Source organism: Rhodococcus sp. IEGM 1330 (genome assembly GCF_033142445.1).
GTDB lineage: Bacteria > Actinomycetota > Actinomycetes > Mycobacteriales > Mycobacteriaceae > Rhodococcoides.
This window is the reverse complement of the sequence record NZ_JAWLSB010000002.1, coordinates 342,317-357,837: the sequence shown is the minus strand read 5'-3', so window position 1 is coordinate 357,837 and position 15,521 is coordinate 342,317. Positions and strand designations below refer to the sequence as shown.

Annotated in this window: 17 protein-coding genes; 11 read left to right on the top strand and 6 right to left on the bottom strand. The window is 66.0% G+C overall.

Annotation, left to right across the window (positions count from 1 at the left end):
* Positions 1-95: 95 nt before the first annotated feature.
* Genes R4P57_RS06635 through R4P57_RS06620 form a run of 4 tightly spaced genes read right to left on the bottom strand, consistent with a single transcriptional unit; the run spans position 96 to position 3,191 of the window.
* Positions 96-1,007 carry a DUF5926 family protein gene (locus R4P57_RS06635; protein ID WP_317802054.1) on the bottom strand — a complete coding sequence of 304 codons (912 nt, stop codon included), beginning with the start codon at positions 1,005-1,007 and terminating at the stop codon, positions 96-98.
* A 10-nt stretch (positions 1,008-1,017) separates the two neighbouring features.
* Positions 1,018-1,791, bottom strand: a complete 774-nt coding sequence (locus tag R4P57_RS06630) for a glycerophosphodiester phosphodiesterase (RefSeq protein ID WP_121871780.1) — start codon at positions 1,789-1,791, stop codon at positions 1,018-1,020.
* A complete protein-coding gene (locus R4P57_RS06625) occupies positions 1,788-2,843 on the bottom strand; it encodes a DUF4328 domain-containing protein (RefSeq protein WP_317802053.1) in 1,056 nt (351 codons plus the stop codon). The genes R4P57_RS06630 and R4P57_RS06625 overlap by 4 nt, the downstream gene beginning before the upstream one ends.
* On the bottom strand, positions 2,844-3,191 hold the full coding sequence (locus R4P57_RS06620) for a rhodanese-like domain-containing protein (protein ID WP_411742310.1): 348 nt from the start codon (positions 3,189-3,191) through the stop codon (positions 2,844-2,846). It lies immediately after the preceding gene.
* Positions 3,192-3,477: 286 nt separating this feature from the next.
* On the opposite strand from R4P57_RS06620, the gene R4P57_RS06615 reads away from it, so the two are divergent.
* On the top strand, positions 3,478-4,404 hold the full coding sequence (locus tag R4P57_RS06615) for an LLM class F420-dependent oxidoreductase (protein ID WP_317802316.1): 927 nt from the start codon (positions 3,478-3,480) through the stop codon (positions 4,402-4,404).
* A gap of 127 nt (positions 4,405-4,531) precedes the next feature.
* On the opposite strand, the gene R4P57_RS06610 is transcribed toward R4P57_RS06615, so the two are convergent.
* The gene (locus R4P57_RS06610; protein ID WP_317802315.1) at positions 4,532-5,593 is read right to left on the bottom strand and encodes an acyltransferase; all 1,062 of its coding nucleotides are present in this window, start codon (positions 5,591-5,593) and stop codon (positions 4,532-4,534) included.
* Between the two features lie 338 nt (positions 5,594-5,931).
* Here R4P57_RS06610 and R4P57_RS06605 point away from each other — a divergent pair, with 338 nt between their 5' ends.
* From R4P57_RS06605 to R4P57_RS06580, 6 genes are all read left to right on the top strand, one after another.
* On the top strand, positions 5,932-6,555 hold the full coding sequence (locus R4P57_RS06605) for a superoxide dismutase (protein WP_037186603.1): 624 nt from the start codon (positions 5,932-5,934) through the stop codon (positions 6,553-6,555).
* Positions 6,556-6,757: 202 nt separating this feature from the next.
* A complete protein-coding gene (locus tag R4P57_RS06600) occupies positions 6,758-7,285 on the top strand; it encodes a hypothetical protein (RefSeq protein WP_037186605.1) in 528 nt (175 codons plus the stop codon).
* A 207-nt stretch (positions 7,286-7,492) separates the two neighbouring features.
* Complete coding sequence (locus tag R4P57_RS06595; protein WP_317802052.1) at positions 7,493-8,197, top strand: TMEM165/GDT1 family protein; 705 nt, start codon at positions 7,493-7,495, stop codon at positions 8,195-8,197.
* 33 nt (positions 8,198-8,230) lie between these two features.
* On the top strand, positions 8,231-9,415 hold the full coding sequence (locus R4P57_RS06590; protein ID WP_317802051.1) for an ATP-binding protein: 1,185 nt from the start codon (positions 8,231-8,233) through the stop codon (positions 9,413-9,415).
* The gene (locus tag R4P57_RS06585) at positions 9,412-10,428 is read left to right on the top strand and encodes a hypothetical protein (protein ID WP_317802050.1); all 1,017 of its coding nucleotides are present in this window, start codon (positions 9,412-9,414) and stop codon (positions 10,426-10,428) included. Before R4P57_RS06590 ends, R4P57_RS06585 begins: the two co-directional genes overlap by 4 nt.
* Positions 10,429-10,543: 115 nt before the next feature.
* Positions 10,544-11,311 carry an SDR family NAD(P)-dependent oxidoreductase gene (locus tag R4P57_RS06580; protein WP_032397116.1) on the top strand — a complete coding sequence of 256 codons (768 nt, stop codon included), beginning with the start codon at positions 10,544-10,546 and terminating at the stop codon, positions 11,309-11,311.
* A gap of 45 nt (positions 11,312-11,356) precedes the next feature.
* Here the strand turns inward: R4P57_RS06580 and R4P57_RS06575 are convergent, their stop codons facing one another.
* Positions 11,357-12,955 (bottom strand): TM0106 family RecB-like putative nuclease, encoded by a 1,599-nt coding sequence (locus tag R4P57_RS06575; protein ID WP_411742309.1) that lies wholly within the window; start codon positions 12,953-12,955, stop codon positions 11,357-11,359.
* A gap of 107 nt (positions 12,956-13,062) precedes the next feature.
* On the opposite strand from R4P57_RS06575, the gene R4P57_RS06570 reads away from it, so the two are divergent.
* The 4 genes from R4P57_RS06570 to mprA are packed head-to-tail and all read left to right on the top strand — an operon-like array spanning position 13,063 to position 15,518.
* Entirely contained in the window at positions 13,063-13,713 is a 651-nt protein-coding gene (locus R4P57_RS06570; protein WP_317802049.1) for a DUF6474 family protein, read from the top strand.
* A 15-nt stretch (positions 13,714-13,728) separates the two neighbouring features.
* Positions 13,729-14,250: a hypothetical protein gene (locus R4P57_RS06565; RefSeq protein WP_317802048.1), complete on the top strand. Its 522-nt coding sequence runs from the start codon at positions 13,729-13,731 to the stop codon at positions 14,248-14,250.
* A gap of 45 nt (positions 14,251-14,295) precedes the next feature.
* Positions 14,296-14,958: a YcnI family protein gene (locus R4P57_RS06560; RefSeq protein WP_317802047.1), complete on the top strand. Its 663-nt coding sequence runs from the start codon at positions 14,296-14,298 to the stop codon at positions 14,956-14,958.
* A 29-nt stretch (positions 14,959-14,987) separates the two neighbouring features.
* Positions 14,988-15,518, top strand: coding sequence for an MprA protease, GlyGly-CTERM protein-sorting domain-containing form (gene mprA, locus R4P57_RS06555; protein WP_317802046.1), 531 nt, complete (start codon positions 14,988-14,990; stop codon positions 15,516-15,518).
* Positions 15,519-15,521 lie beyond the last annotated feature (3 nt).

The window sequence follows — 15,521 nt, the reverse complement described above, 5'->3', positions numbered from 1 at the left end:
CGCACTACTACGCGAGTAACGCGCGAACCCTCGCGCTCATACGGGTGGCCGCCCGAACAAGAATCCTTGTTCGGGCGGCCACCTTCGCTCGCGTTCTAGCGCAGAGTGACCTGGCGTCCGCGTAGGCCGTCGCGCGAACGCAACTGCGCCGCCGTGAGCGGAGCGTCGACAGCCAGTGCCTCGCCCAGCTTCTCGCCGAATTCCTTTGTGGGCGCTGCCCATTCGGTGGGGTGCATCTCGGGATCGAGATCGAACACCGGCACCAGAAGCCCATGTGTACGGAACGAACCGGCGTAGCGCGAGCCCTCACCCAAGTTGAGATCGCCGGCAGCGTGCAGGCGCGCGAGGGCCAGCATCACGTCGTCCTCGCTCTCCGGGCGAACCCACCGGATGTGCGCCTTGTCGCCTGCATCCACCCACCAGGCCGCGACGACGCCGTCGGCCTCGATCCGCGCCGAGGGCATGATCGCCTGATTCGCGCGCTCCACGGTGGCAGTCACATCGGCTGCGGGAGTGGCATTTTCGGGAATCCACCAGTTGAAGTCCTGATGAACGGTGATCTCGAGCAGCGCGGACGCGTCGAGCACCTCGGTCAACGCGGGGGTGCTGTCGGTGATCTTCGCGGCTTCGAGCGACTCGCCCGCGGAAGCAGTGGACACCCAGCCGAGTGCGCTACTGATATCTGCTGCAACGTCTTTCGACTGCGTCTGCACCTGAAGGCCGACGAATCCCTCGACGGTGCCCGCATCTTCGCGCACCAATGCCGCGACGGCACCGGGCAGCACCGTTGCCAGCGTGATGGTGCGACCGTCCACCGTGATCGGCGCGGATGCCGTCGCCGACGGGACGAACTCGCGCATCGCTACCAGGTCGCATTCGGCGGCGAGGCCTTCGAACGGGCGAGTCGGCGCCGATTCGATGCTCGCGCGTTCTGCTTCTCGCTGCGCCAGCTTCGCTGCTCGGTTGCTGTCCTGCTTCGGTCCACTGTTTCTTTTGCTCTTACCCACGCCCGAAAACCTACACGTTCTTCGATTCGAGCCAGGCTCGCGTTCGGCCGGGGTGATTGGTGGCGATCCACCCGACGCCGAGCTCGCGGCACAGGTCGACGTCCTCTTTCTCGTCGACGGTCCACACGTAGCTGGCCCGGCCGGACGCTGCTGCGCGGTCGATGATGGCCGGGTGCTCGCGTAGCGCTCGAATCGACGGACCGACGGCGGTGGCCCCGACGGTCGTCGCCGCTCCCCCACCGAGGTAGTGCGAGCTGTCTCCGAGGAGCACCGTCGGAAGCATCGGAGCCGACCGCCGTACGCGCCAGACGGCCGACGGCGCGAACGACATGATGACCGCGCGCGAGTGGTCCGCCGACGCGGGCGCACCGATGCCGAACGTGTGCAGCTCGGCGAGAACCTTGCTTTCGATCAGCGAGCCGTATCGCACGGGATGCTTGGTTTCGATGAAGAGTTTGACCGGCTTGCTGGTCCAGTCCAGGACGAGCGAGATGAGGTCGTGCAACGTCAGGAGTTCGGCAGGTTCGTCGGCGTCGCCGTAGTTCAGTCGAGCGAGATCGGCGAAGTCCATCTCGCTGACGATGCCGGTGCCGTTCGAGGTTCGATCGACGCGGCGATCGTGCACGCACACGATATGGCCGTCCTTGGTGAGCCGCACATCGCATTCGACGCCGTCCGCTCCCTCGCGCAGAGCGAGATCGTAGGCGGCGAGAGTGTGTTCCTTCTTGGCCGCCGACGCACCTCGATGCGCGACGACCAGAGGCCCGCGGCGATCGGGACTCACGACGCCGTCACCGCCTCGGGTTCGTGCTCGGGTTGCTTCTGTTCGGTCCGGTCGCTGTCGGCGTTCTCGGTTTCGGGCTGCGGCTTCGGCGCGGTGCCGGTGGCGATCACCCAGCGGGTCGGACGCGATATGGCGGAGCCGCGCAGCGTGCGGCCTTCGAGTCGGCGCATCACGGCCAGGGTCAGCACGGCCGAGACCGCGGCCACCAGTGCCACGAATGCCGACAGCAGAACTCCGTCGGCACGGGCCTGGAGGGAATCACGCAGGTTCCACAGCAGTTGGACGATGACCAGTGCGTTGCTCGCTGCCCAGACGGCCCACCAGATGCGAACCAGCGTCAGTTCGCGGTGTACGTCGGCATCGGCATCGCCGCGGAGACGGACCACCTCGGTGAGGTAGACCCCTGGCATCACGATGCGGACCAGAGGCAGCATCGACAACAGCAACATCGGGCGCACCGATCGCGGATCGGTGGAGCCGGCGGCAGCGAAGGCGTGTCTGCGCTGGTCGATCAGCCAACAGGACGAGGTGATCAGCGCCGCCAGACCGATGACGAGCGCACCGACCTGGGCGAAATACACCAATGCGTCGGACACGGCCAGGGTGATCGGCGAGACCAGCCGCACGCGGTTGTGCAGCAGGATGCCGTACCGGAACACTTCGGCGAACGCGGCGAGCACCAGCAACATCGCGGTCACGAGGACCAGGTTCTGAGCGTTGGCGGCGTACCGCTCGACGCGACCGATGCGGCGATCGGCCTCGGGATCGCGCGGGATGTCGCGCAACCCCCAGGTGGGTGTCGAGGTGTAGTGCGGCGTCGGGGTGGGAGATGCGGATCGGCTGCGGCGCTCTGCTGTCCTCGACGAGGTCGCCGGGCGGGCTACCCATCGGAAGTTTCGGGCACCCTGCGCGGGCGCCCTGGTGGACACCGGCGAGAGCAGGACGCCGTGGCAGCGGGGGCACCAGGTGCCCGGCCGTGCGCCGACAGCCCAGCGGGTGCTGCAGCGGGCACAGACCTGGAACGCCTGAGCGCGTCCCTGCGGTGCCGACATCTAGATGATTCTCGCTTCGTGGTCGTCGTCGCGCTGGATCGGTCGACCAGCGGCGTGCCAGGCGAGCATCCCACCGTCGACGTTGATCGCGTCGTAGCCCACGCGATTGAGATATTCGACGACGCGAGCCGAGCGACCACCGGCTTTGCAGACGACGTACACCTCGGATTGGTTGTCGATCTCACCGGCGCGGGACGGAATGTCGCCCATCGAGATGTGAACGGCGTCAGGTGCGTGTCCGGCCTGCCACTCGTCGTCCTCACGCACGTCGAGCAGGACGGCCGCCGGCGGGAACGGCACCGGGAGACGATCGACGGTGACGGCAGGCGACTGATCGGGATGAGACACACCTCGATCTTGTCACGCGTCCGCGCGGGGCTGCCACCCGTGTCCGTGCGACCGAAGCGCTGCCTCGCTATGACCTACGTCACTGGAGTCACAGAAGTTATCCACAGTATCCACAGATCGATCCACAGAATCGGGGCTCGTGCCGGTTTCTATCCACAGGTCAAAGCGTCGAGTCGGTCTCGCGGTGTACCGAATACCAACTCAGGCTGTGGATCGATGGTGATTTGACACAGCCGCCGTCTGCGGTCTCACGAATCTGCTGTTTAGGCTGGCGAACATGACTTCCATCGAACTGCGCGTCTTCACCGAACCGCAACAGGGCGCCACCTACGACGACCTCCTCCGTGTGGCGAAGGCTGCAGAGGAGTTCGGCTACGGCGCATTCTTCCGATCCGACCACTACCTCGCGATGAGCGGCGACGGCGGCCCCGGCCCCACCGATGCGTGGATCACCCTGGCCGGGCTGGCCCGCGAGACCTCGACCATTCGACTCGGCACCCTCGTCACCTCCGCGACCTTCCGCTACCCGGGGCCGCTGGCCATCAGCGTCGCCCAGGTCGACGCCATGAGCGGGGGTCGCGTGGATCTCGGCCTCGGTGCCGGCTGGTTCGAAGACGAGCACAAGGCCTACGGCATTCCCTTCCCGCCGCTCGGCGAACGCTTCGACCGACTCGAAGAGCAGCTGGCCGTCGTCACCGGACTCTGGAACACACCCGTCGGCGAGACCTTCTCGCACGCCGGCACGCACTACCCCGTCACCGACTCCCCTGCGCTCCCCAAGCCGGTGCAGTCACCCCACCCGCCCATCGTCATCGGCGGCGGAGGCAAGAAGCGCACCCCGGCGCTCGCCGCGAAATACGCCGACGAATTCAACATCCCCTTCGCCTCGCTGGCCGACACCGAAACCCAGTTCGGGCGCGTCCGCGCAGCCTGCACAGCCGCCGACCGCGACCCCGACTCCCTCGTCTACTCCAACGCTCTCGTCCTCTGCTGCGGCCGCACCGAAGAAGACATCGCGCGACGCGCCGCCGCCATCGGCCGCGAGGTATCCGAACTACGCGAGAACGGTGCCGCAGGAAGCCCCGCCGAACTCGTCGACAAAATCGGCAGCTTCGGAGCCATCGGCGCGACACGCGTGTACCTGCAGACCATGGACCTCACCGATCTCGATCACCTCGAACTAGTGGCCTCCGAGGTTCTCCCGCAGCTGTAACCCTCACCGAATCCGGCCCGACAGAGTCCACTCAACGTGACATTGACTGCCCAAAGCGCTGTCGGTCGTTACGCAGGCTCCACTCCGGTCCACTGAATGTCACATTGAGTACCCATGGGGGCCTCGGTCAGGCGGCGGATCGGGCGCGTAGGCGGGCGTAGTGCGCGCTGATGCGTCGTGCAGCGGGCAGTTCGATCCATCGGTACATGATTTCGGCGAGTGCGGCGGTACCGGCCAGGAATGCCAGGACTGCGGCGCTGGGGCCCAGGTGCGGTTCGACGGTTGCGTAGATGCGGTAGAGCACGAGGGTGTGGATCAGGTAGATCGCGTAGCTCCGGGTGCCGATCCATCGGATGACGGGCCAGCGGGTGATGGGTCCGTCGTATCGGGCGAGGATCAGGACGGTGCCGGTGATGACCAGCAATGTCCAGAGGTAGGTGTCGCCCATCCAGAAGGTGTGGACTTCGATGCCGAGTCGGATCACTTCGATCTGGGCGATCACTGCGAGCACGACCCACCGCCAGGTCACGAGTTTCGCCCAGCCGAGGTAGATGATCTGGCCGATGAACAGGGTGGGCAGGACGGCCGCAACCTTGGTCAGAAACGGAATTGTGTAGGGCTGCGGCAGGTAGAGGTTGTAGACGATCACCAGTGCGCACAGTGCCGCTCCGATCAGCGGTACCACGATGGGCCTGGTGCGCAGAGTCGAGCGCATGGCGACGCAGTAGAGATAGAACACGATCTGGACGGCGAGGGTCCAGGTGACGCCGAGTACGGCGACTTCGGGTCGGAGGAAGAAGCCGCCGAGGAAGAAGCTGAGAAACGCCTCGCCGTTGGTGATGCCGGGCTGGCCGCTGAACATTCCGTTGAGGCCGAGCTTGACGAGGATGACGGCCGTGGCGACGGCGAACCAGAGGGCCGGGACGAGGCGGGCGAGGCGGGCGACCATGAAGTCCCGACGCGATTGCCGCATGGCGGATCGGGTGATCAGCAGGCCGGTGAGCAGCATGAAGATGCTGACGCCGACGAAGGACAGGTGCAGGTTGAGGCCTGCGTCCTCGATGAGAACGGTGTTGACGATGTCGATCACCCACCAGCCGCCGCCGATGTCGTCGAGCAGATAGAACGAGATGTGTGAGTACAACACCGCGAGGACGGCGATGACGCGGAGTAGGTCGGCACCGTCCATCTGGACTCGGGGCGCGTCGACGGGCTGTGTGGCGGCGGACTCGTCGACCGTGCTCTGGCTCGGTCGGTCCCCGTTCACACCCGCGAGTTTAGGTTCCGTTCATCTATTGGACCAATCCGCAGCCGCTCCGCAACTGTTTCGTGATATTCGGAGCGGATTCACAGCCGAATAATTCGACTGTCTCGTTCACACGAATTTATTCCGAGAAAAGCATCTCGGTTACAACTGTTGCACTGGGGGTAGGAATGAGATTGGGTTGAACCCTACGAAAGATCCGCAGTAGGACGAACGTGCCCGCATCACACGATGGGTACGGCGTCGTTAGAGAAGGGAACCACGTGTCCGAGTACACCTTGCCCGACCTTGATTTCGATTACTCCGCCCTCGAGCCGCACATCTCGGGCGAGATCAACGAGCTTCACCATTCCAAGCACCACGCCACCTACGTCGCAGGCGCGAACACCGCGGTCGAAAAGCTCGCCGCAGCGCGTGACAACGACGATCATGCAGCCATTTTCCTGCTGGAGAAGAACCTCGCTTTCCACCTCGGCGGCCACGTCAACCACTCCATCTGGTGGAAGAACCTCTCGCCCAACGGTGGCGACAAGCCCGAGGGTGAGCTCGGTGCCGCGATCGACGACCAGTTCGGTTCGTTCGACAAGTTCCGCGCACAGTTCACCGCTGCCGCCAACGGCCTGCAGGGCTCCGGCTGGGCAGTTCTGGGCTACGACTCGCTCGGCAAGAAGCTGCTCACCTTCCAGCTCTACGACCAGCAGGCCAACGTGCCGCTGGGCATCATCCCGCTGCTCCAGGTCGATATGTGGGAGCACGCCTTCTACCTGCAGTACAAGAACGTCAAGGCCGATTACGTGAAGGCGTTCTGGAACGTCGTCAACTGGGCCGACGTCCAGGCTCGTTTCGAGGCCGCGACGTCGAAGACCCCGGGTCTCATTTTCCCGTAGGTCCTCGCACCACCCGCTTCACCGACAGCGTCGATGGACCACTGCCCCGCTCAGACGGGTGCAGTGGTCCATTCACGCTTCGAAGGGAGCCCGCTGGCACTCTCCCCATCTTGTGTGCCAGCCGTTTTCGCGTCATTCTCTTCCTACCCAACGTCGTGTACCCGGCTTCGAGCCCTGTACCTGTCTGGGAGGAACGATCGAGATGGACGAGCGAGATCTCATCGGTGTTTCACCGTTTCATGCCGCCGGTCTGCTGCGCGGATTCGTGATTTCCGGCCGCTGGCCGGACACCACCAAGGAATGGGCGCAATTTCTGGCCCTCGCTGTGCGGGTCGCCTCGATGCCGGGCCTGTTGGCCACATCGACTGTGTTCGGGGTGCGTGAGGAATTGCCCGACGACCCCGCGCCGGGGACGGTCGGATTGGTCGTCGCCGAGGGTCCGGTGATCGGCGATTTCGCGTTGGCTCCCGGACGGTTCGCGGCGCATCAACCTGCCGCATTGCTGATGCTGCATCCGCCGTCGGAGACGACACCGACGCTCCCGGAGTGTGCGGGCGCGGCGTCCGGTTGCGTTCTGCTTCCCGGCCTGCCCCACCTCGGGCTCGACCATCGGGCGGCCTGGGTCGAGGCCGAGTCCGACGGCACCGTCACCTCGATGGTCAGTCGGGTGGGTCTCGACCCCATCAGCGATCCCGACACCGCAGTTTTGGCAATGCTCTTGGCGTCCTGACCGCTTCCCGCACACGATTTTTCGGGATCCCAAACTTATTGGCGCATTGGACAATTCGCTTTTCGCCCCTTAAAGTCGTTCACAGCGAAGGGGAGTAGCCCCCAATCAACGTGTCGACATACTGGTCGCCCATTGCGACCCGGCACCTGAACCGGCCAGTTCCGGTGGGCGAGACCTTCGGTCCGTACGACGACCGAGGAGTCTTCTGTGCTGTCCGCATTGTTGTTGAGTTTTGCTGTCATTTTCGTCGCCGAGCTGGGTGACAAGTCCCAGCTCATGGCCATGACGTTCGCCCTGCGCTACAAGTGGTACGTCGTCATCGGCGGCATCACGGTTGCCACCACCGTCGTGCACCTGGTGTCCGTCGCGGTCGGCCACTTCCTCGGCGTGTCGATCCCCACCGAGGCGATATCCATCGTCGGCGGCATCGCGTTCGTCATCTTCGGACTCTGGACGCTGCGCGGCGACTCGCTGTCCGACGACGAAGGCGCGAAAGCCTCCCGGGTCACCAAATCCGCGTTCCTCGCGATCGCGTCGGCGTTCTTCCTCGCCGAGCTCGGCGACAAGACGATGCTGGCCACCGTCACTCTCGCCGCCGACAACGACTGGGTGGGTGTGTGGATCGGCTCGACCATCGGCATGGTCGCGGCCGATGCTCTCGCCATCGTGGTCGGCGCGGTGCTCGGAAAGCACCTGCCGGAGCGCATGATCCAGTACGGCGCGGCCATCCTGTTCTTCGTCTTCGGTGCTGTCCTGTTCTTCGAGGGCCTGATGCCCGGCACCGCAGCCCCGTACATCGCTGCCGGAGCGGTCGTCGTGATTTCCGCCGTCGTCGTCGCCGTGTTCGTTCGACGCTCTCGCACCAGGGCAGCGCGGGAATCGGAGAAGCAGACCACCACCGAACGCGCCTGACCTTGGTTTACACTCCTCTCCCGGGAGGGGTGCATGAACGACGACCAGCAGGTGAGCAAGACCGACGCAGCGCACCGTTCGACCGATCGGCTGATCAGAATTTTCGGCCGTTTCGTCGGTACCGGCTATCTCATCTATCTGCTGCTGTTGATCCCGGATATCGCGCGGAGCAGCGAGGTGGTTCCCGGTTGGTGGACTCCGGTCACCGTTGTGGTCGTGTTCGGCAGTGGTTTCGCATTCGGGGCCATCACTTTTCACCCGAGTATGACCGCCATCAGAGTCGCAGGTTCGATCGCGGCAGCGACGTTCCCGATTATGGCCCTGCTGTGGTGGGTGGCCTGGGACGGCACCACTTTCGATCAGGCCGGGACGTTTCTCGCGGTGTTTCCCGGCCTGGCCGCACTCGCCGCCGCAACGGTGTGGCACCCCGTCCCGGCGTTCGTTCACATGACCACTTCGGTCGTGATCGTGCAGCTCGCCAATCAAGCTGTGCGAGAACCGTTTCCCCGTAGCAACGTGATAGCGGAGATCTCCTTCGCGATGATGTTCTGCACGGTGTTCGTGGCCGCGACGCTGGCCGCGGTGCGCACCGGACGCATTCTCGACGCCACGATCTCGACCACACACGACGACGCAGCCCGGGCGGCTGCGGCCACCGCTCGCGAGGTCGAACGTGAACGGTTCGATGCACTGATCCACGACGAGGTCATGTCGTCGCTGCTCGCTGTTGCGCGCCATGGCCGCACGCCGAGCCTGGCGCGTCAGGCGCGCTCGGCTCTGTCGCATTTGGACGACCTGACCACCGGCACCGTCTCCGAGACGTTCTCGGCCGCCGAGACTCTGGCTCAGCTGCGTTCTGCCGCAACGACAGTCGACGAGTCGATCGAATTCACCGTGCACGAGGACGCGGTCGAACAGACCGAGACATATCCGGCCGATGCGGTACGAGCCATCGCGGCCGCACTCGCCGAAGCCCTGCGTAACAGTTCGATTCACGCGCGAGCATCGAAACGATCGGTCGCCGTCGAGCTGGCGCCGTCGTCGATGCAGGTCACCGTGAAGGACGACGGTATCGGCTTCGATCGACGTTCGGTGCCACCGCACCGGCTCGGTGTCGCCGTCAGCATCGAAGGCAGAATGCGTCAGCTCGACGGCGGATCGGCCGAGATCGAATCGTCGAGTAGAGGAACCTCCGTTCGTCTGGGCTGGAAGCGATGAACGGCGAGGACGTTCGCGACCTGCTGGCGATGAAGTCGACGGCGGCGTATGCGGTTGCCGGATTCTTCATCCTCGCGTGCCTGGTGTGTGCATCCGCGACCCTGACCGGGGTGTCCGCAGGGTGGCCCGAATACGCAGCGGTGCTGGTGCTCTCGGCCGCGGTCATCCTGATACTCCGAGCGCCGGGTGACCCACCGAGCGCGCGGTCGACCGCACTGATGACCGCATCGGGCCCGGTGGCAGCCGCGCTGGTTTTCGCCGTGCTGCCGGTTCCACTGACCGGAAGCCTGCAGACCTGGCCCCTGGGGATGTCCGTGGTGATCTACACCTTCATGTGTGTCCGCGGCCGCACCCTGGCCGCGTGGGTCGGACTGGCGCTCAGCATCTCCGTCGCCATCGGGTGGGCGACGCTGACGGGTCAGGGTCCGCTGTACGGGCTGTCGTTCAGCGCCATCAACGTCGCGCCGCTGTTGATGTCGACGTTCTTCGCCTTCACCATTCGGCCTTTGGCCGCAGCCATCTTCGAGCTACGCAAGCAGTCGACGGTCCGCATCGCGTCTCGGGCTGCAGCGGCCGCCGTCCTCCAGGAACGGGACGCCCGCCTGGCCAGTCTCGACGCGTTGGCCCGTCCACTGTTGCAGCGCATCGCCGACGGTCCCGACCTCACCGAGGAGGAGATCCTCGCGTGCGTGTTGCTCGAAGCCGAACTTCGCGACTCCCTGCGCGCCCGCGGTCTGGTTCGGCCCGACCTCGCTCGCGCTGCGAGATCGGCCCGGGCCCGCGGGGTCGAGGTGATGATGCTCGACGACCGAGCCCCAGCCGAGCTGAACGACGATGTACGAGAACGCATCGTGGCCGCCACGTCGAGCGCACTCGATGCCGCCGAGGCAGGCGCGGTGACGGTCCGCCTCCTGCCTCCGGGCCGCCCCGTGGCGGCGACGATTCTGCTCGACGACCTGGGCGACGGTGCGCACCGAGTCGAGTACGACCACACCGGTCACATCCGGCGGTGATGGATGTTCGGTGCCCGGCGGTACCTGAGGTTCCCCGCCGGTTATGGTGCAGAACGACCACGAGGTCGCTGCCTGTGCCGCGGCCCGTCACTGTGAGCGAAGGGGATCGTACGACGTGGAGATTTCAGGAACAGCAGCACTTGTCACCGGCGGGGCATCGGGTCTGGGTGCCGCAACGGCAGCGCGTCTGGCCGCCGCGGGCGTCACCGTGTTCGGGCTCGATCTGCCGCAGTCCATCGAGCGTGCCGGAGACAGCGTCCCGGCCGGGGTGACGCTGCTCCCCGCGGACGTCACCAGCGAAGCAGAGGTCGAGGCCGCACTGGACACGATCGTCGCATCCGGTGTGCCCCTGCGCATCGTCGTCAACTGCGCGGGCGTGGGCTGGGCGGGTCGCATCCTGTCCAAGAAGGGACCGCACGATCTCGAGCTGTTCCGCACCGTCATCACCATCAACCTGCTCGGTACGTTCAACGTGATGCGGCTGGCCGCGAACCGGATGCAGTCGCAGTCGACCGTGGACGACGCAGGCCAGCGCGGCGTCGTCATCAACACCGCATCGGTGGCCGCATTCGAGGGCCAGATCGGCCAGATCGCCTACACCGCTTCCAAGGGCGGCGTGCACGCGATGACCATCACCGCAGCGCGCGACCTGGCCCAGGTCGGCATCCGCGTCAACACCATCGCACCCGGCATCGTCGACACCCCGATGCTGGCAGGCGTCACCGAGGAATACCGTCAGGGCCTCGAGGCGTCGGTACCGTTCCCCTCGCGTCTGGCGCAGCCAACCGAGTACGCGCAGCTGGTCCAGATGATCGCCGAGCACGATTACCTCAACGGCGAAACCATCCGCATGGACGGCGCAATCCGTATGGCTCCTCGCTAGAGTTACTCGCTCAGCCGGTGCGTGGCCCCGCCGATCGAGGCGGGGTCACGCGCGAGCGCGGAGGTCCGCCACCGTCGGGATCTCCTTCTCCGCGCGGTCGGACATCCACTCGCGCAATACTTTCGTCGCCAGAACATCGTCTTCGTTGTAGACGAGCAGTCGCTCGCGCTGCGTGTGGTCGGGCTCCGCGTCGTATCCGACGGCTTCCCGATACCACCCCATCGACGCCTCGCCGCCGGCTTCGTCGTCACGCCACGCGAATCCTGCGACCGGCGCAATCTTCTTCAGTCCCTTGCCGTTCGGGCAGATGAACTGATCGCTCACGGCCTGGTAGATGTCCACCCACTGCTCGCTGTCGATGAACTCGCGAATCTGCGCCTCGGTGGGAACACCGGGAACGTCGGCGAAACGGCGGGCCGAATCGAGCAACCACTTGTCCTCCGCCTGCCGTGAATAGCAGTACGCCGCAAAGGTTTTGCCGCGCGCGGCCGCATCGGCCCTGGTATCCATCAACCAGTTCCAGAACACAGCGAACGAGCGGCCCTCGTCCACGGTCGGCAGCGGGTCCCAGGTGACGAAACCGCGATACGTCGGCGGCGGACCGCCTGCCTCGGTGAGCAGCGTGCCCCACAGATACGCCCCGTGTTCCTGGTAGCTCTCCATGTCCACGTCCACCTCGACGTCGGCGCGATGCACCGTCACGGTCTCCGAGCGCCGCAGCAACGGCACGTCGGCTCGCCAGGCCAGCGCCGCGGACACGGCGTCGTCGAAGTTTCCGAAGGGCCATTCCTCGGGAGCCGGGCCGGTCCACTGCGCCAACTCGTCGATGGTGCGTACGCCGGCGCTGCGCAGCACATCGGCACGGGACCCGGAGGCGACCAGCGAGACGTCGCGAACGGCTTCGAGTTGCGGCTTGCAGTCGAACCACCATGAACACGACCGACATTCGCTGACCTGGGAGGGGACGGTGAACGCGGCACCCTGGGCAACCGAGAGCCGGTCCGCGAACCGGGTGTCGTATTCATCGAGGACCGCGGTGAGATCGTGCACCAGCATGCATTCGCCCTTGTAGCCCACTGCGCCGCCGACGGGTGTGGCCGTGGCCAGGCCCTCGTGCGCCAGCATGCGGTACAGGTGAGCGAGCCGGAGCTGGTCGCGTAGCTGACTGCGCACCTTGCGGGTCTCGTCGATCGACGGAGACCACTGGTCGAGCGGGGTGGTGCGCGCGCCGCGGCCGGGGTCGGTGACCTTGTGGTTGACGACGATCACCGGGATGTACCCGCCCGCCGCGTCGCGGACGAGCAGTTCGCTGCGACCGCGTCGGCCGGTGTCGCGTTCGAGGGGCAGTACCGCATTCCAGATGCGTTCCACTCCGGCCCGGCAGGCGGCGACGGTGGCGTCGGCAGCGTCTCGGGCGGTGGGTTCGTCGATCTCGGTCCACAGCATCGGATCGTCCACAGCCAGCTGCGCGCGGACGTGCTCACGGTGAGCCTGAGCTGCTTCTCGGCGCTGCCGTACCCCTGGGTTCTCGGGTTCCCCGCGCAGCAACGACCCGTATGCGGTGTCGAGATAGAGCCGATGCCGACAGCGCGTCAACGATCCGGCATCGAGCAGTACGGGCGCTGCCTCTCGTTGACCGTTCACACTGCTAGACACTAGGTCAGCCCTCCGACAGCCCGCGACCGTCGACTGCCTTAGGGTGGGGGTAACGCACCATTTCCGCCTAGCAGCACACGTCAGGAGCCTTTTCGATGGGTTTGTTCCGCAAGCGTAAGGGTCGAGCCACTCGCAAGGCAGAGGCCAAGGCGCTCAAGCACAAAGCAACACTCGAAGCGAAGCTGGGCGCGAAGAACGAGCGCAAGCAGTTGAAGTCGATCGCCAAAGCGCAGCGCAAGCTCAGCGCGGTGGAGGCGAAGTCGCAGAAGAACGTCGAGAAGGCCCAGGTCTCTGCTCTCAAGGCGCAGCAGAAGGCCGCGGTGCAAGGAACGCTCAGCGTGGCTCAGATCCGCAAGTACCTCGGCATCGCTCGGCTGCTTATTCCGGTGTTGGCTCCCATCCTCTACCGCGGTGCGACGGTCGTCCGCGCGCAGCTCGACAGCCGCAAGGCGCAGCAGCTCGGTGTCACTCCTGATCAGCTCAGCGAGTACACCGGCCACGGCGGCAAGCTCAGTGCCCGCATCGCCGGTGCCGAGAAGTCGCTCGACACCATCGGTGCGCGCCACTCCGATCCCGAGACCAAGAGCTTCGGTGCCGCGATCAGCGAGCGTCTGGACGATCTGACCACCGCGGTCCGCGCGTCCGAGCAGATGCCGCCCGCTCGCCGCAAGACCGCACACGCCGCCATCTCCGCAGAGCTCGACGGCATCGAGGCCGACCTGCTCGCCCGTCTCGGCGTGCGCTGACCCCCTGAACAACCGATGACCGACAGCTCTGCCGCCCCGCTTCGCGGCGGAGCTGTCGGCATCGTCACCGCGGCGCTCGCGGTGGCCGCACACGGCATGGCCGGCGGCGAGTGGCCCGACGGTTCCGCACTGGCCCTGCTGATCGCCGTCGGCATCGGTGTCGGTGCCATGACGGCCCTGCCCAGGCGTTCGACCGTTCTGCTGCTCCCGGCTCTGCTGGCCGGCCAACTCGTCGCCCACATCGCGCTGAGCCTCGGTAGTGCAGCGGAGATGCACGCGCACTCACTTCTTCCCAGCACAGCGATGCTTGCCTTCCACGCGGCCGCCTCTGTCGTCGCCGGCCTGATGATCGCCGCGGCCGAGCGCCTCTACGGCCCGATCACGTCCATCGTCCGAGCGGTTCTCGCGCTCCTCACTCCCCTGCCCGACGGTTCCGCCGTCGGTCGCGTGTCCATGTCCGTCGCGGTTCCGTCGGTCGACGGCACCGCTTTGGACTGGGTCATCTCTCGTCGCGGGCCCCCGATATCGGTGTACTGACCGACATCCTTTTCCGCACATCTCTGCACAGAAATGACCCAACCCATGAAGAGCTTTCTTTCCCGTGCCCTGTTCGTCTCAGGAGCCACCGTCGGCGCACTGCTGATCGGCGCAGGCGCAGCATCCGCACACGTCGCCGTTGTGGCACCCGACGCCGAACAAGGCGGCTACTCGGTGCTGACGTTCCGTGTGCCCACCGAGTCCGATACCGCCTCGACCAGTTCGGTCAAGGTGACCCTCCCCGGCCTCAATTCAGCTCGTACGCAGCCTATTCCGGGCTGGACGTCCACCGTCGAGAAGGACTCTGCCGATCTCGCGGTGTCGGTGACGTGGACGGCGAACCCCGGTTCCGAGGTCGGTCCCGGCCAGTTCCAGCAGTTCCTGCTCTCCGCGGGCCCGCTGCCCGAGCAGGAGAGCGTCTCGTTCCCCGCCACCCAGACCTACACCGACGGTGAGGTCGTCGACTGGAACGAGCCGATGGCCGAGGACGGGAGCGAGCCCGAACTGCCCGCTCCCACTCTGACTCTCGCCGCGGCGAGCGGTGATGCGCACGGCAGCGCCAACACCGAGACCACCGCAACCACCGAGGCATCGACGACGTCTTCGGAGGACAACACCGCCCGCTGGCTTGCCGGCGTCGGGCTCGTGCTCGGTGCCGTCGGCGCAGGTCTGGGCATCGGCGCGACGATCCGGGCGCGGCGCTCATGAGGTCGCTGGTCTTTTCTACGAAGGCGCTGATGGTCTCGGTCGCAGCACTGCTGATGCTGTTGATCGCGGCACCGATCGCATCGGCGCACTCCCAGGTCACCGGGTACAGCCCGGCCGATGGCTCCTCCCTGGACTCGTCTCCGGCGACGGCGTCCGTGTCGTTCAACGAGGTGCCGCAGTCGCAGTTCGCCACGCTCAACGTCGTCGGGCCCGACGGCAACATCTGGTCCGAGGGCGATGCACGCGTCGAGGGTCAGAGCGTCGTCGTCGACGTCGGTGAACTGGGACCGATCGGCGAGTACACGCTCGCGTATCGCATCACCTCGGCCGACGGGCATCCCGTGAGCGGTACTGCGACATTCACGCTGACGCAGGAAGGATCCGGCACTCCCGGGGCACCGGCCGACGCGTCGAGCAGCACCGAGGAGTCCGAGAATTCGTTCCTCGGCGGCTACGGGAACATCGCGCTGATCGCAGTGGCGGTTCTGGCCTTCGCCGGGGCTTTGGGGTTCGCCCTGCGTAAGCCGAAGGCCCTGGGCACGACGAAGACCGGGAAGTAGCAC